This window comes from Limnobacter parvus, assembly GCF_024623725.1.
GTDB classification, from domain to species: domain Bacteria; phylum Pseudomonadota; class Gammaproteobacteria; order Burkholderiales; family Burkholderiaceae_B; genus Limnobacter; species Limnobacter parvus.
Genome location: NZ_JANKHG010000014.1, coordinates 386,058 through 410,435, shown reverse-complemented (window position 1 = coordinate 410,435; position 24,378 = coordinate 386,058). Strand labels below are relative to the sequence as shown.

Here is a 24,378-nt window from a genome sequence, read left to right as displayed (position 1 = left end):
GTCTCCTGCTTGGTGTGCAACTTGTATGACAAGGCGGGTGGTAGCATTGCCCATCGCCTCTTTTTTTGTACCGAGAAGTATCGCATGCGCAGAACAGTACCGGTGGAATCCGCTCCGCCAAGACCCCGAAAACGAAGCGACTGGGGCACCATTGCCCAACTCTTGCCGTATTTGTGGGAATACAAATGGCGGGTGATGTTTGCCATTGCCTGCCTGGTGTTGGCCAAAGTGGCCAATATGGGCGTGCCCTTGGTGCTCAAGGAAATCATCGACGATCTTACGCCGCTGTTGCAAAGCAACGCACTGCTGGCAGCCGCTTCCATGCCAATCGCCTTGCTGGTGGCCTATGGTGCCTTGCGGCTTTCGACCACTGTATTTACTGAGCTTCGTGAATTCCTGTTCGCCCGCGTTACCCAAAATGCGGTTCGCGCTATTGCCATTCAAGTGTTTGATTACTTGCACGCCTTGTCGCTTCGCTTCCACCTGAACCGCCAAACCGGTGGGGTTACTCGTGACATAGAGCGCGGTTCGCGCTCTATTTCAAGCCTGGTCAGCTACACCCTGTACAGCATTTTGCCCACGCTGATCGAAATCGTGTTGGTGGTGGGTTACCTGTTCATCAATTACGACATCTGGTTTTCGGCCATCACGGCGGTGGCACTGACCTTGTACATCTTCTTCACTGTAAAAATTACGGAGTGGCGACTGCACTTTCGCCGCACCATGAACGACCTGGATTCCAAAGCCAATGTGCGTGCAGTCGATTCGCTGATCAACTACGAAACGGTAAAGTACTTTGGCAACGAAACTTTCGAGTCGCAGCGTTACAACAAAAGCATGGCTGCCTGGCAAGAAGCGGCCATTCGTTCGCAAAAGTCGCTCACGCTACTGAATACCGGGCAAAGCGCAATCATTGCGATTGCAGTCACCTTGGTTCTGTGGCGTGCCACAGCCGGGGTGCTCGATGGCTCCATGACCCTGGGTGATTTGGTGTTGGTGAACGCCTTCATGATTCAGCTGTACATTCCTCTGAATTTTTTGGGGGTTATTTACCGTGAAATCAAACAAAGCCTGGCTGACATTGAACGCATGTTTGGTTTGATGGACGAAGACCTTGAGGTCAAAGACAAACCCGATGCGCCCGCTTTGCTGGTCGACGGCGGCGCCATCGAGTTTCGCAACGTGAACTTTGCCTACGATGAACGCCGCATGGTGTTGAAGAACATGTCGTTCAGCGTGCCTGCAGGGCACACCGTGGCCGTGGTGGGTCACAGCGGGGCAGGCAAATCAACTTTGTCGCGGTTGTTGTATCGGTTTTATGAAGTCACGGATGGCGCGATATTAATCGACGGGCAAGACATTCGCGACGTGGCCCAAACTTCGCTTCGCAAAAACATTGGCATTGTGCCGCAAGACACCGTGTTGTTTAACGACACCATTGCTTACAACATTGCCTATGGCCGGCCTGATGCCACGCAGGCGGAAATCGAATCAGCAGCGAAAGCGGCGCATATTCACGAGTTCATTGTGAACCAGCCCGATGGTTACAAAACCCAGGTGGGTGAGCGTGGCTTAAAGCTTTCTGGCGGCGAAAAACAACGCGTGGCAATAGCCCGAACCATCCTGAAAAACCCGGCGATTCTGATTTTTGATGAAGCCACTTCGGCGCTCGACTCAAGGTCAGAGCGGGCCATTCAACAAGAGCTGCAAATGCTTTCCCGCAATAGAACCACCTTGATCATTGCCCACCGTTTAAGCACAGTGGTTCATGCGAATCAAATTTTAGTGATTAATCATGGTGAGGTGGTTGAAAGCGGCAGCCATGAATCACTACTTGACAAAAATGGTGAATACGCACGAATGTGGCTGATTCAACAGCACAGTCAACCGAACGCGTCTACCGATGGAAACCAAATGGCTTGAAGACTTTATCACCCTGGCGCAAACGAAAAACTTCTCCAAAGCCGCCAATCTAAGGTGTGTTACTCAACCCGCATTCTCGCGTCGAATCCAGTCCCTGGAGGGCTGGCTGGGGTGTGAATTGATCGACCGCGGGTCTTATCCCACTCGGTTGAGCGCTCAAGGCGAGGTATTCTACGAGCAAGCGCTCACCATGCTTGAACAAATTCGGCAGGCCCGAACCATTGTTCGGGGCGGCAGCCTGCAGAGCCGCCAACCCGTGCGGCTTGTTGTGCCGCATACGCTGGCGTGCAGCAAAGCGCCCCATTGGGTAAGCAGTTTAAAAACCAAGCTGGCTGATCGTTTGCCCGACCTGAGTTTTCAGCTAACCGCCAGCAACGTACACGATGCTGTACTGTACTTCACCGACGGTGCCAGCGATTTTCTGGTGTGCTACCACCACAGCCGTGAACCCATCGAACTTGACCCGGCAAAATTTGAAGTGCGTGTGCTGGGCACCGAGCGATTTTCACCCTACAGCGCTTTAAATGAATCGGGGCAGGCGCTTTATTCACTCGATCCGCTAGCGCCGCTACCTGTGCCGTACTTGTCCTATTCCAAGCATGCCTATCTGTCGAAAATGACTGACCTCGCCATTGAGTCCGGTCCACTTTTCCTGAAAAAGTCTTTGTTTGAAACAGACATGTCCGAAAGCTTGAAGTCAATGTGTGAAGCTGGTTTGGGCGTGGCCTGGTTGCCGGAAAGTGCAGTTTTGCCGGCAAATAATTTGTGTCGAATTTCAGGCCCGTATTCCACCGACATGGAAATTCGCCTTTACCGTCGAGCTCACCGTGGCCGTGATCATGCTGCCGCCCAGGATCATGTCGATTTGGTTTGGCACTACTGGCCCGACTAAAATCATCCAAGGAGGGGTGAACCCCTTTCACCCGTGTGGATAACCCTTATTAGGGTTTGTTTGGATATGCGCGATTTGCATGGTTTAATGCTGATTAAGTATTGGAACGCCAGTCACTAACGATTTAGCATGGCCTTCATTCAAAATTAGTCAGGGGATGGCATGGTTAAGCAGCACTCAGAGCATCGCGTGGAAAAAGACCTTCTGGGTGAAAAGAAGATTCCCGTCGAGGCTTATTGGGGGGTCCATACCAGCCGCGCGCTAGACAACTACCAAATCACCGGTTTCCCGCTGCACAATGCCCCCGAATTGATTAATGCCCTGGCTGCGGTCAAGTGGGCGGCTACTAAAGCGAATGCCGATCTTGACACCATTCCGCTTGATGTCGCCAAAGCCATTACCCAAGCTTGCAAAGAAATCCGCACGGGTAAACTTCATGATCAATTCGTGGTTGATGTGATTCAAGGCGGTGCGGGTACATCCACGAACATGAATGCCAATGAAGTCATTGCCAATCGCGCCATCGAAATCCTGGGTGGTAAAAAAGGCGATTACAAAGTGGTGCACCCCATTGAGCATGTGAATGCATCGCAAAGCACCAACGATGTTTACCCCACAGCAGTGAAAATCGGTTTGATCAATGCGATCACCGGCTTGCTGGTGGCCATGGAAGAATTGAAAGAAGCTTTTGGCGAAAAGGCTTTTGAGTTCAGGAAAATCCTGAAGATTGGGCGCACGCAATTGCAAGACGCTGTACCCATGACCTTGGGCCAGGAGTTCGCAACTTTCTCAGTCATGATCGGCGAGGACATGGCGCGCTTGCGCGAAGCCACCAGCCTGATTTCCGAAATTAACCTCGGTGCCACTGCGATTGGCACCGGTATCAACACCGACCCTGAATACGCGGCGCGCGCCCGCCATTATCTGGAAGAAATTACGCAGTTGGGCTTGGTTACAGCAGCCGATTTAATCGAGGCCACTCAGGATACAGGCTCATTCGTTCAGCTTTCCGGCGTGCTCAAGCGCGTTGCGGTGAAATTATCAAAAATGTGCAATGACCTGCGCTTGTTGTCTTCTGGCCCACAGGCTGGTCTGAATGAAATTAATCTGCCGCCGCGCGCTGCAGGTTCATCCATCATGCCGGGCAAGGTAAATCCGGTTATTCCAGAAGTGGTCAACCAGGTTGCATTTGAAGTGATCGGCAATGATGTCACGGTGACGATGGCCGCCGAAGCCGGCCAACTACAATTAAATGCGTTTGAACCCATCATTGCATGGAGCCTTTTCAAAAGTATTTACCACTTAACAGCAGCCTGCAAAACTTTGACCAAGAATTGCGTATTAGGGATTACCGCAAATGAGTCACTTTTGCGTCAAAGGGTCGAGGAATCAGCCAGTTTGGCCACCTCACTCAACCCTTACATAGGCTATGATCAAGCATCTGAGATCGCGAAAACTGCACTGAAAACCGGTCGAAAAGTTTCTGATCTGGTTCTCGAAAAAGGCTTACTGTCAGAGCAGCAGTTGAACGAAATTCTCAGGCCCGAGGTTCTCACCCGACCCCGGAGAATAAAACTTTAATGCCGCTTCGCTTGGTTCAGCGTTTCGGAGGGTGTACGCACAATTTGTGCTTAATTTTTTCATTCAAGGAGCAAAAATGAAAAGGAATTTATTCGCAGCAGCGTTGGCCGTGGCCAGTGTAGCCGCTGTACAGCCCGCAGTTGCCCAAGATCTCACGGGCACTTTGAAGAAAATCTCCGACACCAAGACAATTGTTGTTGGTTTCCGTGAGTCATCTGTTCCATTTTCATACCTGGACAACAACCAGAAGCCAATCGGTTACCACATGGACATGTGTAACAAGATTGTGGAATCAGTTAAAACCAAATTGAAAATGCCCAATTTGAAAGTTGAGCTACAGCCAGTCACTTCCGCCAACCGCATTCCATTGTTGCAAAACGGCACGATTGATATGGAGTGTGGTTCAACAACTAACTCCGTTGCACGTCAGGAACAGGTTTCATTCGCCAACAGCACTTTCATCACCAGCGTAAAAGTTGTCGTGAAGAAAGACAGCGGCATCAAGACACTGGCCGATTTGGATGGTCAGCCCATCGCGACAACTTCAGGCACTACCTCTGTTCAGTTGATCAAGCAGAACGAAAAAGGCACGAACATCAACTTCAAGGAAATCTACGGCAAAGACCACGCTGAAAGTTTCTTGCTGGTTGCCAACGACCGTGCCAAAGCGTTTGTGATGGACGACATTCTGATCGCTGGTTTGGTCGCGCAAAGCAAAAATCCTGATGAGTACATGTTCCTGCCCGAAATTCTGCGTACAGAACCTTATGGCATCATGCTGCGCAAAGACGATCCCCAGTTCAAAGCTTTGCTGGATGAGTCTGTGAATGCGATGATCAAGTCAGGTGAAGCCGAGAAGCTTTACACCAAGTGGTTCATGAGCAACATTCCTCCCAAGAACGTGAACCTGAATTTCCCAATGTCTCCGCTGTTGAAGGAAGCATTTGCGAATCCAAACGACAAGGGCGTTAAGTAAAACGTCTTAGTCAGTCTCAGGCCGGCGAAGCGTTAATTGACGTAAGCCGGCCTTTTCCTTGTATTGGCCGAGAATATTGACTCGGGAGTGTCCAAAAATGAATAGCGACCTGAATTGGCTGTTGTTTTTTCAGCCGATCGTGGAAGGTGAAACCTTGGTGTGGTGGGAAATGCTGATTTCCGGCCTGCTGTGGACCCTGGCCACTGCTGCAGTTGCGGGCGTAATCGCCTTCACTGTGGGTTCTTTAATGGGTGTCTTGCGCACTGCATCCAACAAACCATTGGCCTTCTTGGGCAATGCGTATGTGGAACTGTTTCGCAACATCCCGCTGATTGTTCAGTTTTTTATCTGGTATTTTGTTGTGCCAGAATTTATCCCCGCATTGAAAGAATGGTCGATTGAGCAGGATCCTACGTTTGTTCAGTTTCTGGCTTCTGTGGTGTGTCTGGGATTGTTCACCGCGTCACGTGTTGCAGAACAGGTGAAGTCGGGCGTGTTGTCTTTGTCTCGCGGTCAGCGTGCAGCAGGGTATGCCTTGGGTTTGAATGAAACCCAAACCTACAGGTTTGTGCTGCTGCCCATGGCGTATCGAATCATCATTCCACCGATGACCTCGGAAGCAATGAACCTGATCAAGAACACCTCTGTGGCCCTGACCATCGGTTTGACCGAGTTAACATTCCGCACCCGTGAAATGGGCGAAGTCACCTTTGCCTTTTTTGAGGCTTACATTGCTGCCACCGTGCTGTATGTGATTGTGGCCATGACTGTGAACAGGGTGATGGCCTTGATTGAGCGACGCACCGCAGTACCCGGTTATATTTCGGGGGGTAAATAATGAACGACTTTGACTTCAGTGCAATTGCCGACTCCTTGCCCTATTTGATGCAGGGTCTTGGTTACACCGTTCAACTGACGGTTGTTGCTTGTTTGGGCGGTATTTTCTTCGGCACTTTGCTGGCCTTGGCCCGCTTGTCGAGCATCAAGCCTCTCGCGATGATTGCAGCTGGTTATGTGAACCTGATGCGGTCGATCCCCTTGATTCTGGTGATTTTCTGGTTTTACTTTCTGGTTCCGATTGTTTTGCAATCTGTGATGGGCTACGAAAGGCCGCCCCAGATTGGGCCAGACCGTTCGGCCTACATTACCTTCATCATGTTTGAAGCAGCATTTTTCTGTGAAATCATGCGGGCGGGTATTCAAAGTATTCCTCGTGGCCAAGTGGCCGCAGCGCAGGCTTTGGGGCTGAACTATCGACTGACCATGGCGAAAATTGTGTTGCCGCAGGCATTCCGCAATATGTTGCCAGTGTTGTTGACCCAAACCATCATTTTGTTCCAAGACACTTCGCTGGTGTACGTGTTGTCGGTGACCGACTTCCTGGGCGCCGCATCCAAAATTGCGCAGCGTGACAGTTCTCTGGTCGAGATGTACACCTTTGTGGCCCTGGTTTATCTGGCGATCTGTTTCAGCATGTCGATGCTGGTCAAGGCGCTCCAGAAGAAAACTCAAATCATTCGATAGCAGGAGAGCACTGTGATTGAAATTAATAAAGTAAGTAAGTGGTACGGCAGTTTCAAAGTGCTCACCGATTGCACAACCTCGGTCAAAAAAGGCGAGGTGGTGGTGGTCTGTGGTCCTTCAGGTTCAGGCAAATCAACACTGATTAAAACCGTGAATATGCTGGAGCCTTTTCAGGAAGGCACCATCATGGTGGACGGCATTTCTGTAGGCGCTAAAGGCACTGATTTGCCCAAGCTGCGTTCCCGCGTGGGCATGGTATTTCAGAACTTTGAGCTGTTTCCGCACCTCACGATTACCGAGAACCTGACCCTGGCGCAAATCAAAGTGTTGGGCCGCTCTAAAGAGGAGGCGACAGTCAAAGGATTGGGGCTGCTTGACCGTGTGGGCTTGAAGGCGCAAGCCGCAAAGTACCCGGGCCAGTTGTCGGGTGGTCAGCAACAGCGCGTGGCCATTGCGCGCGCCTTGTCGATGGATCCGATTTGCATGCTCTTCGATGAGCCTACATCCGCACTGGATCCAGAAATGGTGAACGAGGTGTTGGACGTGATGGTTGAATTGGCCCAGGAAGGCATGACCATGATGTGCGTAACGCATGAAATGGGTTTTGCTCGCAAGGTGGCTGACCGGGTTATTTTCATGGACCAAGGCAATATTGTTGAAGACTGCACCAAGGAAGACTTCTTTGGCACGCCACGTTCAGAACGTGCGCAGTTGTTCTTGTCAAAAATTCTGGGTCACTGATCCGGTGTTCTGTGCTGCCGGGGCGATTGCTCCGGTAGCATCTTATTGTGCAAGTCTCTAAACAAATAGAGCAAAGAATCCCCACCCCGCCAACCTCGCCCAACCGCCTCGCCCAAAGTGATGTGCGTCGCTGTGGCCGTTTCTTGTCCCACGTGGAATGGATGCCGCAAGCGCAATGGCGCCTTGCGGAGCCGCTTCGCGTCTAATCCATTCCAGATGGGGAAACGGCGGGCGAGTCGTGACTGTTGGGCAAACTTAGCGGGGTAGAAATTCTTCCGATTCTTCGGTGCGGGACTAGCTTGGTGCAGAGCCCTCGATCTGAGACAAGCCGCAGTTTGCGATTCAAAAAGGCCCACTGACTACGTCGACTCGCTGCTTTGGGATGGGCCGAGGGCCCCCGGATGGACCTGTTTGAGCGCGCAGCGCGAGTTGGTCCTCCGGTTCCCAAAGCAAAGGGCGACCTTTTTCCTTTGGGCCTTTAAGCAAACGGGGCTTGTCTCAGATCGAGGGTTTAGTATCCACCCATGGCGCGCGCTCATTATCACTCGCGCTTTTGCTGCATCAATTCCCGGGTTTTCGCATACTTAATAAAGCTGTTGAAGCACCCAATCGCAATGTGCACCAGCCCCGGCCATCCGTCCAGAAATCCTTTGCGAACCACATAAAACTTGATGAACCGAACCACCGGCGACAACACCAGCTTGCCCACACCGGGCCATTTTCCGCGCTCTGCAAGGGCCCGCGCTTGAATACTTGTGTAACGGTTCTGTTTCAGCAAATAGCTTTCAAGACTTTCAGCTGATTCATGCAGCAAGTCACCCTGCAGTTTTTCGAATCGCACACCAGTCATACAGCTTTCCACTTTTTCGTGAACGGCATCGTCGCTCCAATTGGCTTTCATGCGGTTAAACAGCCGGCGGGAATAGTCGGGGTAACCTTCACCGTGTCGCAAGTAGCGGCCCAGGAAATAATTGCAACGCGGCATGTCGAATCCAGCCACCTCTGTTGGCAACAAGCCTTGCTGGGCCTGTTGCACCATGGCGCGAATGCTGGTTTCCAACTGTGGAGTAATGCGCTCGTCTGCGTCCAGGCAAAGCACCCAGTCGTGCCTGGCCTGCGCCACGGCGAATTGTTTTTGGGGGCCAAAGCCCAGCCAACTTTGCTGCAGTATGCGCGCGCCATATTGCTGCGCAATTTCAGCGGTGTTGTCGTCGCTGTTGGAATCTATCACGACGATGTCGTCACAAAATTTAAGGCTTTCCAGTGCGGCTGCCAATTGCTTGCCAGCATTCAAGGTGATCAACACGGCAGACAAGGCGATGGTGTTGTTGGGCTGTGTGTTCAAATTTATCGTTCCTTGGCTGAGCCGATTCAAAATGGCTGCTCGCTTGCCGCTTACAATGATTCGGTTGCGATCAACCCAAGCGCTAGATGAAGCGTATCTTAATTGTTAAGACCACATCGATGGGAGATGTCATTCACGCCTTGCCGGTTTTGAATGACATTCACATCCAAGACCCTGCTGTTCAGATCGACTGGATGGTCGAGGAGCCCTTTGCCGATTTGGTCAAAGGCTGCCGCCATGTGCATGAGGTGGTGCCTGTGAACTTGCGCAAATGGCGCAAGCAGGGCATTCGCTACACCTGGCAGCAATGGAAGCAACTAAAAGCGCAGCTTGCAGACCGAGAATACGATGCAATCATCGACCTTCAAGGTTTGTTGAAAAGCGCGTTGTTGGCCTGTGCAGCCAGGGGCACACGCATGGGGCCCGGTTTTTCATACGCCAAGGAAAGCCTGGCCTGTTTGTTTTACTCAAAGCGCGCAGGTTGGGACCCACAAGCCCATGCAGTTGAACGGCTTCGTGAGTTGGCAGCAGGTTTGCTGGGTTATCGCTTGCAAGGCAAGCCGGTTTTTTACGACATTCGCCCCCAGAAAATTGCACCTATTGCGGCGCGCGGCGCTGAAATCTGGTTTCTGCATGCCACTGCTCGCGACGAGAAGAAATGGCCGTTGGTGAAATGGCGTGAGCTGGCCCACCGTTTTTCTGATCTGGGCTATTGCATTAAATTGCCTTGGGGCAGCGAGGCTGAGCGCCTTCAAGCGGAAAAAATTGCAGCGGGTATTGCTCATGCTGAAGTGTTGCCCAGCATGACTTTGGGTGAATTGCGCATTCGTTTGGAAAAAGCTGGATTGGTAATTGGTGTGGACACCGGTATAACGCATTTGGCCGCAGCGCATTACTTACCCATGGTCGCTTTATTTTTTGCGACCCCAGCTTGGCGGTTCGCACCCAGGTTCAATCCACATGCCATCAGTTTGGGTGATGTGGGGCAAGAACCTGCAGTGGGCGAAGTGTTTGGGGCTGCAACACGTTTGCTTCGGGGAAATAAACTTTGAGTGGGTTTGGTCGATTGTTCTTGTGGCTTTACAGCCTGATCCTTTTTTTACTTCAACCGCTGCTGGCCTTGTATTTGCTAAAGCGCGGCGTTCGGCAGCCTGAATACAGGCAGGGGTGGGGGCAGCGTTTTCTGGCCCGCTTGCCTGAATTCACTGAATTGACTGCGGGTCAAAAGCGCATCTGGGTGCATGCGGTGTCTGTGGGTGAAGCGCACGCTGTGTCACCTTTGGTGCAGCATTGGGCCAAGGTGTATCCGCAACACGAGTGGGCGTTTTCATGCACTACACCCACGGGGTTGGTCACATGCAGGCAGTTGTATGCAGGCTTGAACAATGTTCGTTTTTTTTACCTGCCTTACGATTTGCCTTACTTAATGGCGCGCACATTCAAGCAAGTTCAAGCGCAGGCCTTGTGGGTTGTTGAAACCGAGTTGTGGCCCAACCTGTTGTTGGGCGCACGTGCTGCAGGTATTTCCACGGCTTTGTTGAATGCACGGGTTTCACCGCGCACTGGCAAGCGTTTGGCGCAGTTGGGTTTTATCAGCAGACCTGTACTGCAAAGTTTGCGTAAATTGATTGCTCAAACTCAAGCGGATGCCGATATTTTCCACCAGCAGGGGCGGTCAGCTGACGCGGTGTGCGGCAATCTGAAGTTCGATGTGGCTTTGAAAACGGAATTGGTCCTGGTTGGCAAAGCGTGGCGCCAAGCCACACAGGCTGAACAAATTGTGTTGTTTGCCAGCAGCCGGGAAGGCGAGGAGGTCTTGTTGCTGGACGCCTTGAACCGTTGTCAATTTTTTAAGCGCATGCCCAAAGCCAGCGTGTGGATTGTGCCCCGACACCCGCAGCGTTTCGATGAGGTGTTTGATTTAATGGCGGGTGCTGCAACGCGCTTGGGAGTGGCGCGGCCTGTGCGCCGCAGTGACTCTTTCAACGCTGGCAACAACATTGCCCGGGCGGGTTTTAGCCAGGCGCGTTTGGTATTGGGCGACTCAATGGGTGAAATGCCAGCCTATTACAGCGTGGCTGATTTGGCCTTGCTGGGTGGCTCGTGGCTACCATTTGGCGGTCAAAACTTGATTGAGGCTTGTGCGTATGGTTGCCCAGTCTGGATGGGGCCGAATACGTTTAATTTTGCGAAGGCTGCCGACGACGCACTGGCTGCGCAGGCTGCACGCCGGTTTGAACATTTGTTGGCCGCATGTGAATATTATTTGACCGAGTTTCAAAGCAGTGAGCAAGCCAAAAAAGCCGCCTTTGCATATGCCCGCGGGCACCGCGGAGCCACGCAGCGTAGCTTCGATGTGTTGAATGGAATGATCTGAAAAAGGCCAGGCGGTGAAGTTTGTTTTTATTTCTCAAGAAGGTTGTTAATCTGCCTCAAGACGGCTGCATTCAACTGCCCGGTCACTGCTTGCAATTCCAGCATGTTGATGAGGCTGGTGTATTTGGCCCGCGATAAATCGCGCTGAGTGGCATTGAGCTGTTGCTGAGCATTCAGTACATCTACATTAATTCTTATGCCCACTTCATAAGCGGTTTTGTTTGACTGCAAAGCCAGCGCGCTGGAAGCGACCGCCGTTTCCAAAGCCTTCACTTGCGCCAGACTTGTTTGTACGCCGAGGAAGGCAGACTTTGCGGCTTGTTCCGCACTGCGGTTTGCAAGGTCTACATCATTCAGCGATTTTTCAAGCAGGGCCGCTTGCTGGCGTACTTTGCTTTGTGTGCCGCCACCACTGAATATTGGCAGGTTCATCACAATTCCCACAGTGGTGCTGTCAACCCCCAGGTCAAAAGGCCTGCCCGTGTTGCCATCGAATATCTGTTGTTCAGTTTCAACCATTTGTGCTGTTAAATCGAGCGTGGGCAGGTGGCCATACTTTGCTTTCTTTGCTTCGCCTTTGGCAATTTGTTGGGCAAGCTTCGCTTGCAAGGCCTGTGGGTTGCTGGTTTTGGCCTGATCCGCCCATGCGTTTGCAGTGTTTGGAGTGGGGCTGCCTAATTGGGTCGATGCTGGCAATTTGGCCAGATTACCAATGGGTGTACCCACAATTGTTTCCAATTGTAGTTGCCGAATGGCCTGTTGGTTTTCTGCGGCCAACAGCTGGGCGACGACCAAATCGAAGCGGGCTTGCGCCTCTTGCTGGTCGGTGATGGTGGCGCTGCCCACGTCAAAGCTGGCTTTGGCAAATGCAAGTTGCTCTGTAATGGCAGTTTGCTGATTTCGAAGGTTGGCCAAGTCGTCTTGGGCTGCCAGCAAATCGAAATAGGCTCGCGACAGGCGCAAAATCAGGTCTTGCTCGGCCTGTTGAAAAGCCAATTTGGCGATTTCACCTGCCAGTTGGCTTTGTTTGTAGCTTTCCCATGCCTGCGGGCGGAAGAGCGCTTGATTCAAAACAAGGCTGTAGGTGCCAGGGTTGCGGCTGGCATCAATTGACATGCCAAATGCGTCGTAAGTGTTTTCTTGCTTTTCAAGCCGGGCACCGAAATTCACATTGGGCAGCAGGGCTGAGAAGGCCTGGTTTTCTGATTCCAGGTCAGCCTGCAATTGAAAGGCTGCCGCCAGGTAGATGGCATCGTGTTGTTTGGCCTTCTCGTAAAGGCTTTCAAGATTTTGACCTGCTGGCGGCTGGGCCATGCCCAAAGGGCAAAGCATTGCCACAAACACCAGCGCCAGCCCTTTGAATCCAGATATACCATTGAGAAACCTGGTTCGATCGGGCTGGGTCATGAACAACACTTCCTTAGAATACGAATTCGTCGGCCTTCGGCGCGTTGATCAGCACTTTGGTCATGGTTTCGAACAAAGGCGTGGTGATCAGTTGACCATCGCGGGATTTGCGTGCCAACACCAATTGCATGGCTGGGGCTTTGCCAACTACAGCCATCAAGCGGCCCAGCGGGTTCACGGCTTCCAGAAGGCTGGTTGGCATAATTGGAGTGGCGCCGGAAAGCACAATGACGTCGAATTGCCCAAGGGTGGGTGCCAAGGAGAAGCCACAGCCCTCCAGCACTTTCACGCGTGCGATGTTGTTTTTATTCAAGTTGTTTCGGGCCAACTCAGCAATGGCAGGGTTCAGTTCAACTGTTGTGACATGCGCACATTGTTGCGCCATCAAAGCTGCCATGTAACCAGTACCTGTGCCGATTTCAAGCACCTTTTCCTGGCTCGTCAATTCCAGTTCTTGCAGAATTCGCGCTTCCATCTTTGGGCTGAACATCGCCTCACCCGTATCGGTACCGTTCACTCGGATTGGCAGATCGCAATCGGTAAAAGCAAGCTTTTCTAACCCGGTGCTCACGAAATTTTCGCGTTTGATCAACTCGAGCAAATCAAGCACCTTTTGGTTCAACACGTTCCAGGGGCGGATCTGTTGTTCAATCATGTTGAAGCGGGCTTGTTTGAAGTCCATGGCGGGTTCTCGCGAGAGGGAAAGTAGATAACTCGCTATTTTAGCAAATTTATGCGGGTCGAACTGAGTGTCCGTTCACATGTTCCGTACCGTTCTGGGCGCATGTCAGGCCGTTCAGTACCATTTGAATGTGAGCCTCAATGTAGCGCATGGGGTTGGTTTCAATGCCACAACAGCCATCCATTGTTCTTTTCCACAAACCCAGCGTCACCAGCGGTGCGCAAAGCACTTGGGCTGCGTATTCGGTGTCAATATCGGCAAATTCACCACGGGATATACCGCGTTTTAAAACCAATTCCAGGTAGTCCCACCAAGGGCGGACCACCTCGTCGTAAAAAAAGCGGGCCAGCTCCGGAAAGGCATTGGCTTCAGAAAGTACAAGCTTGGTAATGCTGCTTAGCTTGGTCGAGCCATATTTCAACCACCACAGGTGAATGGCCTCGCGAATCAGGTTGGCCGAGCTTTTGTCAGGTTCCAGCAGGCTTTTTGCTTCCTCAACAATGGGTGAAACATGTTCTTTCACCACTGCCTTCAGCAATTCTTCTTTGTTGGAGTAATACAGGTAAACCGTGCCTTTACTGACTCCAGCGCTTTTGGCCACGTCTTCAAGGCGCGCGCCTGCAAATCCTTTTTCACTGAAAATGGTCAGTGCTGCATCAAGTAGTTCTTGTGGGCGCTCTTGTTTTCTGCGCGTCCAACGGGGCTGAGCATTCGCCAGACATTGCTTCATAGTTGTACTTCTTTTTTTAGGGTGGTTGATTGCACTATAGTGGTTCATTCTTCACTGAGTCAACGTAGTGCGCTCAATTCGGTGCTGGTTGGGTTGTAGAATATGACGGTTTGGTAAATCTTGGAATTTCGGAGAATTCAGCATGTCAATGGCCGATCGCGATGGCTTTATCTGGTTTGACGGCAAGCTCGTGCCGTGGCGTGAAGCGCAAATTCACGTGCTTACCCACAGTTTGCATTATGGTTTGTCAGTGTTCGAGGGCGAGCGTGCCTACAAAACTGACAAAGGCCCAGCCATTTTCAGGCTGAAAGAGCACACCGACCGATTGTTCAATTCGGCTCACATTTACCGCATGAACATGCCGTATACCCGTGAACAAATCATGGACGCCTGTTGCGAAGTGGTACGGGCCAACAATCTGGACTCTTGCTACATTCGCCCAATTGCCTTTTATGGTTCCGAAAAAATGGGTGTGTCACCCAAGGGTGCGGCAACCCATGTAGCCATTGCAGCCTGGCCTTGGGGTGCCTACCTGGGCGAAGAAGGTCTGCAAAAAGGTATTCGGGTCAAAACATCGTCATACGCCCGCCACCACGTGAACGTGACCATGGCTCGTGCCAAGTTCGCAGCCACCTACGCCAATTCAATTCTGGCGAATACCGAAGCGATTCAAGACGGTTACGACGAGGCCTTGCTGCTGGATGTCGACGGTTTTGTTGCTGAAGGCGCGGGCGAAAACGTGTTTGTGATCAAAGACGGCTGCATTTACGAACCCGAAATTGCTTCTGCCTTGGTTGGCATTACCCGCTCTACCATTATTTCCCTTGCCCGCGAAATGGGCATGGAAGTGAAAAGCAAGCGATTGACCCGCGATGACATTTACATTGCTGATGAATGCTTCTTCACCGGCACTGCGGCCGAGGTAACACCTGTTCGTGAACTGGACAACCGCACCATTGGTGCCGGCACGCGCGGCCCAATCACTGAAGAATTGCAAAAGCGTTATTTCGATGTGGTGTACGGTCGAAATTCAAAATATGAACACTGGCTGACACGGGTTTAATCATCATGATCAGCGACAAGAAAGCAAAACACGAAACCGTTCAACTGGACGGAGACCAACTTCCTGCGTTTTGTCCGAACCCGGCCATGCCGGTATGGAATACGCATCCAAAGGTGTATCTGGATGTGACCAAAACAGGCAAGGCTGCTTGCCCCTATTGCGGCACCGTGTACACCCTGAAACCTGGTGCGAAAGTTCACGCGCATTGAAAGTTCTGATTGTTGCCCCAAACTGGATCGGCGACGCGGTAATGAGCCTGTCGCTGATTCAGGCCTTTTACCAAGACAAGGCTTTGCAAGGAGCAGATGGTAAACCTTGCGAAATCCATGTGCTGGCCCCACCGATCACCGCGCCTGTGTATCAGTTCAGCCAGGCGGTGCGGGCTGTGCAAGTGGAGCCATTTTCACACGGTAAGCTCCAGTGGGGCTTGCGCAGGCAAGTAGGCAAACTTCTGGCTGAACGCGGGTTTGACATGGCGGTGGTGTTGCCCAATTCATTGAAGTCGGCCCTTGTGCCCTGGTTCGCCAGTATCCCCAAACGCGTGGGCTACAGTGGTGAATTAAGAAGCGCAATACTCACCCACCCCTTGCCCAAACCATCCAAAGCCGCGAAGCCGCCCATGATTCAGTGGTACGGCGACTTGGGTGCTTATGCACCTGATTTGCTTGATTTTCCGGTGTTGAATGTGGAGGACGGCCTGCGCAGTACGGCCTGCAATGAGTTTGGTTTGCAAGCCGGTTTTCTGGCATTGGCGCCGGGCGCTGAATTTGGGCCCGCCAAACGGTGGCCTGCTGAACATTTTGCGCAGGTTGCTGCTGAATTTTTGCGCCGCAATGCGCTGCAGAGTGTGGTGTTATTCGGTGGACCGAAAGACCAGGCCTTCTGTGCCGAAATCGTTGGCCAGCTGCCTTCGGAATTGCAGGCGCGTGCAGTTTCCCTTGCCGGTAAAACCAGCCTTGCGCAGGCGGTCGCTTTAATGTCGGCTGCCAGCCAGTTGCTCACCAACGATTCAGGGCTGATGCATGTGGCTGCAGCACTGAACGTGCAAGTGCACGCTGTATTTGGTTCCAGCAGCCCGCACCACACTCCACCCTTAAGCGGCAAGGCCAAAGTGTATTACCTGAACCTGGAATGCAGCCCCTGTTTTCAGCGGGAATGCCCGCTGGGCCACACGGATTGCCTGAAAAAGCTCGACCCGAAATTGGTGCTTGACCAGTTGGTGCCTGCTTCTCAGGGAGTATGATCGTTAAAGCCCACAACCAATGCACCTCGGCATTTTATGCGTGATTACATACTGACCATTTACTGCCCCGACACCACGGGTATTGTGTACAACGTCAGCAAATTTTTGTTTGACCAACAGTGCAATATTCTGGACTCCGCCCAGTTCGGCGACGAGTCCACCAACCTGTTTTTTCTGCGTGTTCATTTTTCATTGCCCGCAGACAGCACAATCAATGAGCATGATTTACAGGCGAACTTTGCTGAAGTGGCTCAGCCTTTCGGCATGAAATACCAGTTTTTTGACGCGCGGGTTAAGCCACGGGTGCTTTTAATGGTGTCCAAGTTTGGACATTGTTTGAACGATTTGCTGTTTCGTTGGAAAAGTGGCCAGTTGCCCTGTGAAATTCCGGCTATTGTGTCGAATCATCAGGATTTTGCTTTGCTGGCGGCCTCTTATGGTGTGCCGTTTTACCACCTGCCCGTGAAGGCGGATGCCAAGGAATTGCAGGAAACCCAAATTCGGCAAATCATTGAACGCGAACGAATCGACCTGATGGTGTTGGCCCGCTACATGCAAATTTTGTCGCCCGACCTGTGCCGCGACATGTTGGGTCGGGTCATCAATATTCACCACAGTTTTCTGCCCAGCTTCAAAGGGGCCAAGCCTTATCAGCAGGCCTTTGATCGGGGTGTGAAGTTGATTGGGGCGACGGCACACTATGTGACTTCCGATCTGGATGAAGGTCCGATTATTGAACAAGATGTGGCCCGCGTAGACCATTCGCTGACCCCGGAAGAGCTGACCGCCCGTGGCCGTGACACCGAGTGCATGGTGTTGGCGCGCGCTGTGAAATGGCATTGCGAACACCGTGTGGTGCTGAATGGCCACAAAACAGTGGTGTTCCAGTGAACTTCATTCAAAACACATTGATACCGATTGGAGTGCGTTGAATGTCACGAGCCAAAGTTATTCATTCTTCACCGCAAGACATTGAGCAAGCGTTTTATGAGGCGCTTGAAGCGGCCGACCTGGAAGCGCTGATGGACCTGTGGGCCGATGATGAACATGTGGTGTGTATACACCCAGGTGGCCCCCGTGTAGAGGGTTATCACGACGTACGCGACTCCTGGAAAGAAATACTGTCTGCCGGGGCCTTGCAAATTCGTGTGGTGCCTGTTCACCGCGTGGAAGGTGTGATGGTGTCGGTGCACAACATTGTTGAGCAGGTCATGATGAGCAGCTCCCGCGGAGAACCCCATGTGGTGCAGGTGAATGCCACCAATGTGTACCATAAGGGCCCCAGCGGCTGGAAAATCGTGATGCACCACGCCAGCCCGGCCATGGATTCTGAAGAATTGGCGGAAGACGATTTGTCGGAATTCGACCCGCAGCCCACTTTGCATTAAAAAGGCACCGAGCAGTATGGTGTACCGTTCGCCCTGGTGGCTGCCTGATGGCCACTCCCAAACCATTTTGGCCGCGCGTTGGGCCAGCAAGCCCAGCGTGCACTACCACCGCGTTCGGTGGGCCACACCCGATGGCGATTTCATTGATCTGGATTTCACTGAGCCTCCAGAACCGGCTGCAAAACACCACACGCTGTGGGTGCTGTTTCATGGGCTTGAGGGTTGCTCCCGCAGCCATTACAGCCTGGCAGTGATGAACCGGGCCCGCATGGCGGGTGCCTTGGGCGTGGTGGTTCACTTTCGTGGTTGCTCGGGCGAAAACAACCTGATGCCGCGCGCCTACCATTCCGGTGATTCTGCCGAAATGGACTGGATACTTCGCCGCTTGCGCGAAACCTTTTCTGCGGTGCAAAACATGCACGTGACCGGCGTGTCGTTGGGTGGCAATGTGTTGTTGAAATGGCTGGGTGAGCAAGAAGACAAGGCATGCGAGATCGTGAGTTCAGCGGTGTCCGTTAGCGCCCCAGTTGATTTACAGGCAGGCGCAAACTCCCTGGCCAGGGGGTTTAATTTGGTGTACACCCGCATGTTTTTGAGCACACTGATCCCAAAGTCGATTGAGAAGATCCAGCGTTACCCGCAGCTTGGGCGCGTTGATGAAATTGCTGCCTGCAAAGATTTTTTCGATTTCGACAATCGGGTTACTGCGCCCTGGCACGGTTTTCGGGATGCAGAACATTACTACGCGGTGTCGTCGGCCAAACCCCTGCTCAAGCAAATCGTGGTGCCCACCTTGATGATTCATGCCAAGAACGACCCGTTCATGAATGGGCAGCATTTGCCCACAGTTAACGAAGTGTCGCCCAAGGTGCAGTGCCTGTTTACTCAACACGGCGGCCATGTGGGCTTTGCCAATGGCTGGAATGTGCGCTTGGGGCTGGACTGGCTGCCCAAGCAATGCGATGCTTTCTTTGCGCAACACCTGGGGGCACGCATTGGATGATCTTGTAGAAAAAGCCTTGGCGAGGTGGCCCAATGTGCCAGCGATTGCCGGTTGGTTAAAATTGAGCCTGCAGGGCGACTGGTTGTTAACCGGCCCGGTGCCGGAAGGTTTAACCATTAGTCACCCACGCATTCTGAATTTCATGGCACGCAATTATGGCTGTGAAACCGATGGCCGCTATTATTTTCAGAATGGGCCGCAAAAGGCCTATGTGCATTTGGCCTATACACCTTGGGTGTACCGAATTCACCCGCTGGAAAATGGTGCGTTAATGCTGAGTACCCACACCGGCCTGGTTGGTTGGCCGCAGGCCATGATGCAAGACGAGCAGGGCAGGGTGTTGATTCAGGGCGAGCAAGGCATCGGCCTGTTGCACAGCAATGACATGGATTTGCTGGCCAGCGGCCTTCAGGAAAAAAATGGTCAACTGCATCACAACGCCGACTGGGCGGTGCCCGAAGTCGACCCCGATACCCTGATTGCCGCACGCACCAAACTGCGTCGTGAAAAGCAAACGTCCACCGGTCAGCGCAATTGTTCGTTCAAAATGGAATTCATTCAATCAGCCAAAGTGGCTGAACGCTTCAAATTCAACCCGGAACCTGAAGTTAACAAGCTGGAATCAAACAAGTGAAACCTTTTAAAACTCAGCGTGGTGCCTCGGCCATGGCGCTGCTCGCCTTTGTGTTGTTTGTGGCCCTGTTGTATGTGTTGTACAACCAAAACAACATTGAAAACCTGTTCACCAGCCGGCCTGACAATGTCACGCCGCGCGTGGTCGAAGCCCGTGGTGATTTGGCCGCAAATGAAAAGAGTGTGGTTGAACTATTCGAAGTGTCCAAGGGCTCGGTGGCCTATATATTCACGGAAAGCGTTCAGGGGCAAATGTTCTTTCGCCGGGTTGCGGAAGGCACTGGTTCCGGATTCATTTGGGACGATGCGGGCCACATCGTGACCAACGCCCATGTGGTAGAAGGCGCGAGCCGAATACGCGTGCAGCTGGACGATTCTGAGCCCTTGCCTGCACGCTTGGTGGGTATTGCGCCTTCTTATGATTTGGCGGTGATCCGTTTGGTCAGCAAACCTGAAAATCTTCGGCCGATCCCGGTGGGTACGTCTGGCGACTTGATGGTGGGTCAGTCGGTGTTTGCCATTGGCAACCCCTTTGGTTTGTCCAAAACCCTGACTGCGGGCATTGTCAGCGCCTTGGGGCGCACCTTGCCCGTTAGCAATGGTCGTGAAATTCCCGATGTGATTCAAACCGATGCGGCGATTAACCCAGGCAACTCGGGCGGCCCTTTACTGGATTCGGCAGGTCGGCTGATTGGCGTGAACACTGCGATTCTTTCGCAAAGTGGCAGTTCAGCCGGGGTTGGTTTTGCCATTCCTGTGGATTTGGTCAATGAAATTGTGCCGCAGTTGATTGAACGAGGTACATTGCCACGCCCCGGCATTGGCATTGCTGTAGCAGACGAGTCCATGGCCCGCCGTTTGGGCATTCGGGGCATTGCGGTAATGGGTGTCGAACCCGGTTCACCAGCAGCACAGGCTGGGTTAAAGCCATTTGATTTGCAGGCCGGGATTGTGGGCGACATCATTATTGCGGTTAACCGAAATCCGGTCGCCAATGTGTTGCAATTGTCGAAGGCGCTTGAGGCAATCGGAGTGGGCGGCGCTGCCAATTTGTTGGTCATGCGGGGGGATGACACCCGCGAAGTCGCCGTGCAAATTGTGGATCTGGAAGTGCGTTGATGAGTATGGTGGATGAGTCGAGCTTGCCGAATGATTCTGCAGACCTAAGCCGTCGCTTTGGCGGGCTTGATCGTTTGTATGGCGATGGCGCACATCACTTTCTGAACACACAAGTACATGCCATGGTCGTGGGTGTGGGTGGTGTGGGCTCTTGGGCTGCCGAGGCTTTGGCCAGAAGCGGTATAGGGCGCATTACGCTGGTCGATATGGATCATGTGGCTGAAAGCAACATCAATCGGCAAATTCAAGCTTGCGATGCCACGTTGGGCCAGGAAAAAATCAAAGCCTTGGCCCACCATATTCACAGTTATTTTCCGGTCTGTAAAACGACCTTGGTCGACGCATTCCTCGAACCCGACAATGCGCAAAACCTACTTGAACAATTCGCCAGTGCCCCCGGTGAACACAAGGTGCTGCTGGACTGCTGTGACAACGTGCGCGCCAAGGTCGCCATGGCCCATTGGGCCAAGCGTTTAAATATTGCCGTGGTCCTTTCAGGTAGTGCGGGTGGAAAAAGCAAGCCCTGGCTGGTTCAACCCGCTGATTTGCGTGACACCACCAATGACCCATTGTTGGCGAAGGTTCGGTATACGCTGCGCCGCGCGCATGGCTATGCCAAAGACCCCAAAAAGAAGTTGGGTTTGCCAGTGTTTTATTCTGCAGAACAGGTTACGCGCAACGAGGTGTGTGAACCCGCCGCCGGTTTGAATTGCGCCGGCTACGGGTCTGTGGTTACAGTTACGGCCACTATGGGCATGCAGATGGCGGCTTGGGCCATTTCACACCTTATTTCGCAGCGCTTTAAAGCCTAGCGTTTGAACAGATCGCCAAACAAATCTTCGGCTTTTTCCACTTTTGGGGCCACCACATAGGCGCAATACGGTTGCATTGGGTTGTTTTCGAAATATTCCTGGTGGTACTTCTCGGCTGGGAAATAATTCAGAAGTGGTGAAATTTCAGTAACCACCTTGTCGCGGAAAATTTTCCGTTTTTCAAGGTCTTCCACAAAAGCCAGGGCGGTGTCGCGCTGCTCCGGTGTGTGAAAGAAGATTACCGACCTGTACTGAGTACCTATGTCATTGCCTTGCCGGTTCAAAGTTGTAGGGTCATGGATGGCGAAAAATACCGCCAGAATTTTTCGAAATGAAATCAGTTCTGGGTCGTAATGCAGCCGGATTACCTCGGCATGCCCTGTTTTACCCCCGCACACCTTGTCGTAATTGGGATTCGGGTCAGCGCCGCCGCTGTAGCCCGATTCACACAGGGTGATTCCTTTCAGTTGCCGGAAAACTGCCTCGGTGCACCAAAAGCAACCTCCGCCCAGAGTTGCTTGCTCAATATTGCTCGACATAGTTCCAAAGCCTGTTTTTATGATTCCCACAATGAGTAAGTGAATCGGTAAGTGGAACCCAAGTCAAGCCTTTTGGTCTGAATTTCAGGTGTCAGGCGTTGTATACTCGGCGCGAACCCATCACAACTTTAAGGAGATCACCGTGATTTCATCCGCGTTTGCGCAATCCGCAGCCGCCGGCCCGGAAAGTGGCCTATTAAGCTTCTTGCCTCTCATTTTGATGTTTGGCGTACTTTATTTTTTGGCTATTCGTCCCCAAATGAAGCGTCAGAAAGAACACAAAGCCATGGTTGAAGCATTGCAAAAAGGCGATGAGGTGATTGCCTCAGGTGGTTTGCTGGGAAAAATCAGCAAAATTAATGAGTCATACATCACGCTGGAAGTGGCTGAAATGGCTGACAAACCCATCGAGGTCGTAATGCAGCGCGCTGCTGTGCAAAGTCTGCTGCCACGCGGCACCCTGAAAGAAACCCGTTAATTAAGCTGTCATGAATCGATACCCTGTCTGGAAGTACCTGATGATCGCCATCGTGTTGGTGCTTGGTGTGTTGTACACCTTGCCCAACTTTTATGGTGAAGCGCCTGCCGTGCAAGTTTCAAGTGGCAAGTCCACTTTGAAGTTGTCGCCTGAACTTGCCGATCAACTGTCCGGTCAGCTCACAGAGCAGGGTATCCCGCCCGACGGGATGTTTTTTGAAGACACTTTGGGTGGCGGCACCATAAAGTTACGCTTCAACAGTTCCGAAGAGCAACTGAAAGCCCGTGATTTTTTACAGAATCGATTAAATCCAGACGAAAGCGATCCTGATTACATCGTGGCTTTGAACCTGTTGTCGCGTTCGCCTGATTGGTTGACCAGCATCAACGCCCTGCCCATGTACTTGGGTCTCGATCTGCGTGGTGGAGTTCACTTCCTGTTGCAAGTTGATATGGCCGCAGCGCTTGAAAAGCGCAAAGACGCCCTTCTGGCCAGTGCCAAGCAAACCCTGCGGGAAGAAGACCTGCGCTACGCCAGTGCCGCCCGCACGCCTGCCGGTTTCAACCTGACCTTCCGTGATCAGGCTGCCCGCGACAAGGCACAAACGGAACTGGCAAAAGAATTTCCCGACTTGCAGTTACAAGCGGTTGAAGGCAGTTCCGATTTCGCCTTGAACTCAAGCCTGGCGCCGGAAATTGAGCAGCAGGCGCGAGAATATGCATTGCGCCAAAACATTACCACCCTGCACAACCGGATCAACGAACTGGGTGTGGCCGAGCCTGTGATTCAGCGTCAGGGCGCGGACCGGATCGTGGTTCAGCTGCCCGGCGTGCAAGACACGGCCAAGGCCAAGGATATTTTGGGCAGAACTGCCACGCTGGAAGTGCGGATGGTGGACGACAGTCCGGAAGCCCAGTCTTCACTTGCCAGCGGGATTGTTCCGTTTGGGCTTGAGCGCTACACCGAACGTGGCGGGCGCGACCTGTTGTTGAAGTCTGAAGTGATTCTGACAGGCGACAACCTGACCGATGCCCAAGCGGGTTTTGACAATCAAACCCAAGAGCCCGCAGTGCACCTAAGCCTTGACAGCCAGGGCTCACGTATTTTCCGTAACATCACCGCAGAAAACATTGGCAACCGCATGGCCATTGTTCTGATTGAAAAAGGCAAGGGCGAAGTGGTGACCGCACCTGTAATTCGCGGTGAAATTGGCGGTGGTCGGGTTCAAATTTCAGGCAGCATGAACACTGTTGAATCGGCTGACCTGGCGCTGCTACTGCGCGCGGGTTCACTGGCTGCGCCCATGGACATTATTGAAGAACGCACCATCGGCCCAAGTCTCGGTGCAGACAACATCGACAAAGGCTTGAATTCCACGCTGTACGGCTTCATCGCTTTGGGCATTTTCATGATGGCCTACTACCTGCTGTTCGGTGTGTTTTCAGTATTTGCGTTGGCGGTCAACGTGCTGTTGCTGTTCGCTTTGCTGTCGGTGTTGCAAGCCACGCTAACACTGCCAGGTTTGGCCGCAGTGGCGCTTACTTTGGGTATGGCGATTGACGCCAACGTCTTGATCAACGAGCGCATTCGGGAAGAGCTGCGCGATGGCGCTGCGCCCCAGCAAGCAATTGCCGCAGGTTATGAACGTGCATGGGCCACCATTCTGGATTCGAACATTACTACCCTGATTGCAGGCTTGGCCTTGCTGATCTTCGGATCAGGCCCAGTGCGCGGTTTTGCCGTGGTTCACTGCCTGGGAATTCTTACTTCGATATTTAGCGCAGTGGTGGTGTCTCGCGGTGTGGTCAACCTTTGGTATGGCAGCAAAAAGAAACTTGAGTCTGTCAGCATTGGGCAAATTTGGCGCCCTGATACAAATACAGCCGTGGCCAAGAAAGCCTGAGCACCAACGAACTGAGCGAA

25 protein-coding genes are annotated in these 24,378 nt (G+C 52.5%); 20 read left to right on the top strand and 5 right to left on the bottom strand.

Translation table 11 applies throughout. From position 1 onward, the window contains the following. Positions 1-84: 84 nt before the first annotated feature. The 7 genes from NSP04_RS04285 to NSP04_RS04255 all read left to right on the top strand — a co-directional run bounded on the left by NSP04_RS04285 (position 85) and on the right by NSP04_RS04255 (position 7,637). Entirely contained in the window at positions 85-1,923 is a 1,839-nt protein-coding gene (locus tag NSP04_RS04285) for an ABCB family ABC transporter ATP-binding protein/permease (protein WP_257511088.1), read from the top strand. Continuing rightward, complete coding sequence (locus tag NSP04_RS04280) at positions 1,904-2,815, top strand: LysR family transcriptional regulator (RefSeq protein WP_257511087.1); 912 nt, start codon at positions 1,904-1,906, stop codon at positions 2,813-2,815. The genes NSP04_RS04285 and NSP04_RS04280 overlap by 20 nt, the downstream gene beginning before the upstream one ends. A 162-nt stretch (positions 2,816-2,977) precedes the next feature. Next, positions 2,978-4,396, top strand: coding sequence for an aspartate ammonia-lyase (gene aspA, locus NSP04_RS04275; RefSeq protein ID WP_257511086.1), 1,419 nt, complete (start codon positions 2,978-2,980; stop codon positions 4,394-4,396). Between the two features lie 76 nt (positions 4,397-4,472). After that, positions 4,473-5,372, top strand: coding sequence for a transporter substrate-binding domain-containing protein (locus NSP04_RS04270; RefSeq protein WP_257511085.1), 900 nt, complete (start codon positions 4,473-4,475; stop codon positions 5,370-5,372). A 97-nt stretch (positions 5,373-5,469) separates the two neighbouring features. Continuing rightward, the gene (locus tag NSP04_RS04265; RefSeq protein WP_257511084.1) at positions 5,470-6,210 is read left to right on the top strand and encodes an amino acid ABC transporter permease; all 741 of its coding nucleotides are present in this window, start codon (positions 5,470-5,472) and stop codon (positions 6,208-6,210) included. Next, the gene (locus tag NSP04_RS04260; protein WP_257511083.1) at positions 6,210-6,896 is read left to right on the top strand and encodes an amino acid ABC transporter permease; all 687 of its coding nucleotides are present in this window, start codon (positions 6,210-6,212) and stop codon (positions 6,894-6,896) included. Before NSP04_RS04265 ends, NSP04_RS04260 begins: the two co-directional genes overlap by 1 nt. Positions 6,897-6,908: 12 nt before the next feature. Beyond that, entirely contained in the window at positions 6,909-7,637 is a 729-nt protein-coding gene (locus tag NSP04_RS04255; RefSeq protein WP_257511082.1) for an amino acid ABC transporter ATP-binding protein, read from the top strand. A 541-nt stretch (positions 7,638-8,178) separates the two neighbouring features. Here the strand turns inward: NSP04_RS04255 and NSP04_RS04250 are convergent. Further along, a complete protein-coding gene (locus tag NSP04_RS04250; protein WP_257511081.1) occupies positions 8,179-8,982 on the bottom strand; it encodes a glycosyltransferase family 2 protein in 804 nt (267 codons plus the stop codon). A gap of 86 nt (positions 8,983-9,068) precedes the next feature. Between NSP04_RS04250 and waaC the strand changes: the two genes are divergently transcribed. Beyond that, the gene (gene waaC, locus NSP04_RS04245; protein ID WP_257511080.1) at positions 9,069-10,034 is read left to right on the top strand and encodes a lipopolysaccharide heptosyltransferase I; all 966 of its coding nucleotides are present in this window, start codon (positions 9,069-9,071) and stop codon (positions 10,032-10,034) included. 20 nt (positions 10,035-10,054) lie between these two features. Next, a complete protein-coding gene (locus tag NSP04_RS04240) occupies positions 10,055-11,359 on the top strand; it encodes a 3-deoxy-D-manno-octulosonic acid transferase (protein WP_257511079.1) in 1,305 nt (434 codons plus the stop codon). A 26-nt stretch (positions 11,360-11,385) separates the two neighbouring features. Here the strand turns inward: NSP04_RS04240 and NSP04_RS04235 are convergent, their stop codons facing one another. From NSP04_RS04235 to NSP04_RS04225, 3 genes are read right to left on the bottom strand one after another with little or no spacing between them, the layout of a single operon-like run. Then, on the bottom strand, positions 11,386-12,765 hold the full coding sequence (locus tag NSP04_RS04235; protein WP_257511078.1) for a TolC family outer membrane protein: 1,380 nt from the start codon (positions 12,763-12,765) through the stop codon (positions 11,386-11,388). Between the two features lie 13 nt (positions 12,766-12,778). Continuing rightward, a complete protein-coding gene (locus NSP04_RS04230; protein ID WP_257511077.1) occupies positions 12,779-13,447 on the bottom strand; it encodes a protein-L-isoaspartate O-methyltransferase family protein in 669 nt (222 codons plus the stop codon). A gap of 49 nt (positions 13,448-13,496) precedes the next feature. Continuing rightward, positions 13,497-14,177: a TetR/AcrR family transcriptional regulator gene (locus NSP04_RS04225; protein ID WP_257511076.1), complete on the bottom strand. Its 681-nt coding sequence runs from the start codon at positions 14,175-14,177 to the stop codon at positions 13,497-13,499. Between the two features lie 142 nt (positions 14,178-14,319). Here NSP04_RS04225 and NSP04_RS04220 point away from each other — a divergent pair, with 142 nt between their 5' ends. From NSP04_RS04220 to NSP04_RS04180, 9 genes are read left to right on the top strand one after another with little or no spacing between them, the layout of a single operon-like run. Then, positions 14,320-15,240: a branched-chain amino acid transaminase gene (locus NSP04_RS04220; protein WP_257511075.1), complete on the top strand. Its 921-nt coding sequence runs from the start codon at positions 14,320-14,322 to the stop codon at positions 15,238-15,240. A 5-nt stretch (positions 15,241-15,245) separates the two neighbouring features. Beyond that, positions 15,246-15,449, top strand: coding sequence for a zinc-finger domain-containing protein (locus NSP04_RS04215; RefSeq protein ID WP_130557702.1), 204 nt, complete (start codon positions 15,246-15,248; stop codon positions 15,447-15,449). After that, positions 15,398-16,483 (top strand): lipopolysaccharide heptosyltransferase II, encoded by a 1,086-nt coding sequence (gene waaF, locus NSP04_RS04210; protein ID WP_371824993.1) that lies wholly within the window; start codon positions 15,398-15,400, stop codon positions 16,481-16,483. The genes NSP04_RS04215 and waaF overlap by 52 nt, the downstream gene beginning before the upstream one ends. A 36-nt stretch (positions 16,484-16,519) precedes the next feature. Further along, positions 16,520-17,374 carry a formyltetrahydrofolate deformylase gene (gene purU, locus NSP04_RS04205; protein ID WP_257511073.1) on the top strand — a complete coding sequence of 285 codons (855 nt, stop codon included), beginning with the start codon at positions 16,520-16,522 and terminating at the stop codon, positions 17,372-17,374. Between the two features lie 41 nt (positions 17,375-17,415). Next, entirely contained in the window at positions 17,416-17,871 is a 456-nt protein-coding gene (locus tag NSP04_RS04200; RefSeq protein ID WP_257511072.1) for a YybH family protein, read from the top strand. 16 nt (positions 17,872-17,887) lie between these two features. Then, the gene (locus tag NSP04_RS04195) at positions 17,888-18,874 is read left to right on the top strand and encodes a hydrolase (RefSeq protein WP_257511071.1); all 987 of its coding nucleotides are present in this window, start codon (positions 17,888-17,890) and stop codon (positions 18,872-18,874) included. Next, complete coding sequence (locus tag NSP04_RS04190; protein WP_257511070.1) at positions 18,867-19,508, top strand: DUF2946 family protein; 642 nt, start codon at positions 18,867-18,869, stop codon at positions 19,506-19,508. Before NSP04_RS04195 ends, NSP04_RS04190 begins: the two co-directional genes overlap by 8 nt. Further along, positions 19,505-20,626: a S1C family serine protease gene (locus NSP04_RS04185; protein WP_257511069.1), complete on the top strand. Its 1,122-nt coding sequence runs from the start codon at positions 19,505-19,507 to the stop codon at positions 20,624-20,626. Before NSP04_RS04190 ends, NSP04_RS04185 begins: the two co-directional genes overlap by 4 nt. Beyond that, positions 20,626-21,438, top strand: coding sequence for a tRNA threonylcarbamoyladenosine dehydratase (locus NSP04_RS04180; protein WP_257511068.1), 813 nt, complete (start codon positions 20,626-20,628; stop codon positions 21,436-21,438). Before NSP04_RS04185 ends, NSP04_RS04180 begins: the two co-directional genes overlap by 1 nt. Here NSP04_RS04180 and msrA read toward each other — a convergent pair. Continuing rightward, positions 21,435-21,977 carry a peptide-methionine (S)-S-oxide reductase MsrA gene (gene msrA, locus NSP04_RS04175; RefSeq protein ID WP_257511067.1) on the bottom strand — a complete coding sequence of 181 codons (543 nt, stop codon included), beginning with the start codon at positions 21,975-21,977 and terminating at the stop codon, positions 21,435-21,437. The genes NSP04_RS04180 and msrA overlap by 4 nt on opposite strands. Before the next feature lie 136 nt (positions 21,978-22,113). Between msrA and yajC the strand changes: the two genes are divergently transcribed. Both yajC and secD read left to right on the top strand, forming a co-directional pair. After that, positions 22,114-22,455, top strand: coding sequence for a preprotein translocase subunit YajC (gene yajC / locus NSP04_RS04170; RefSeq protein WP_257511221.1), 342 nt, complete (start codon positions 22,114-22,116; stop codon positions 22,453-22,455). A gap of 10 nt (positions 22,456-22,465) precedes the next feature. Further along, positions 22,466-24,358, top strand: coding sequence for a protein translocase subunit SecD (secD, locus tag NSP04_RS04165; RefSeq protein ID WP_257511066.1), 1,893 nt, complete (start codon positions 22,466-22,468; stop codon positions 24,356-24,358). Positions 24,359-24,378 lie beyond the last annotated feature (20 nt).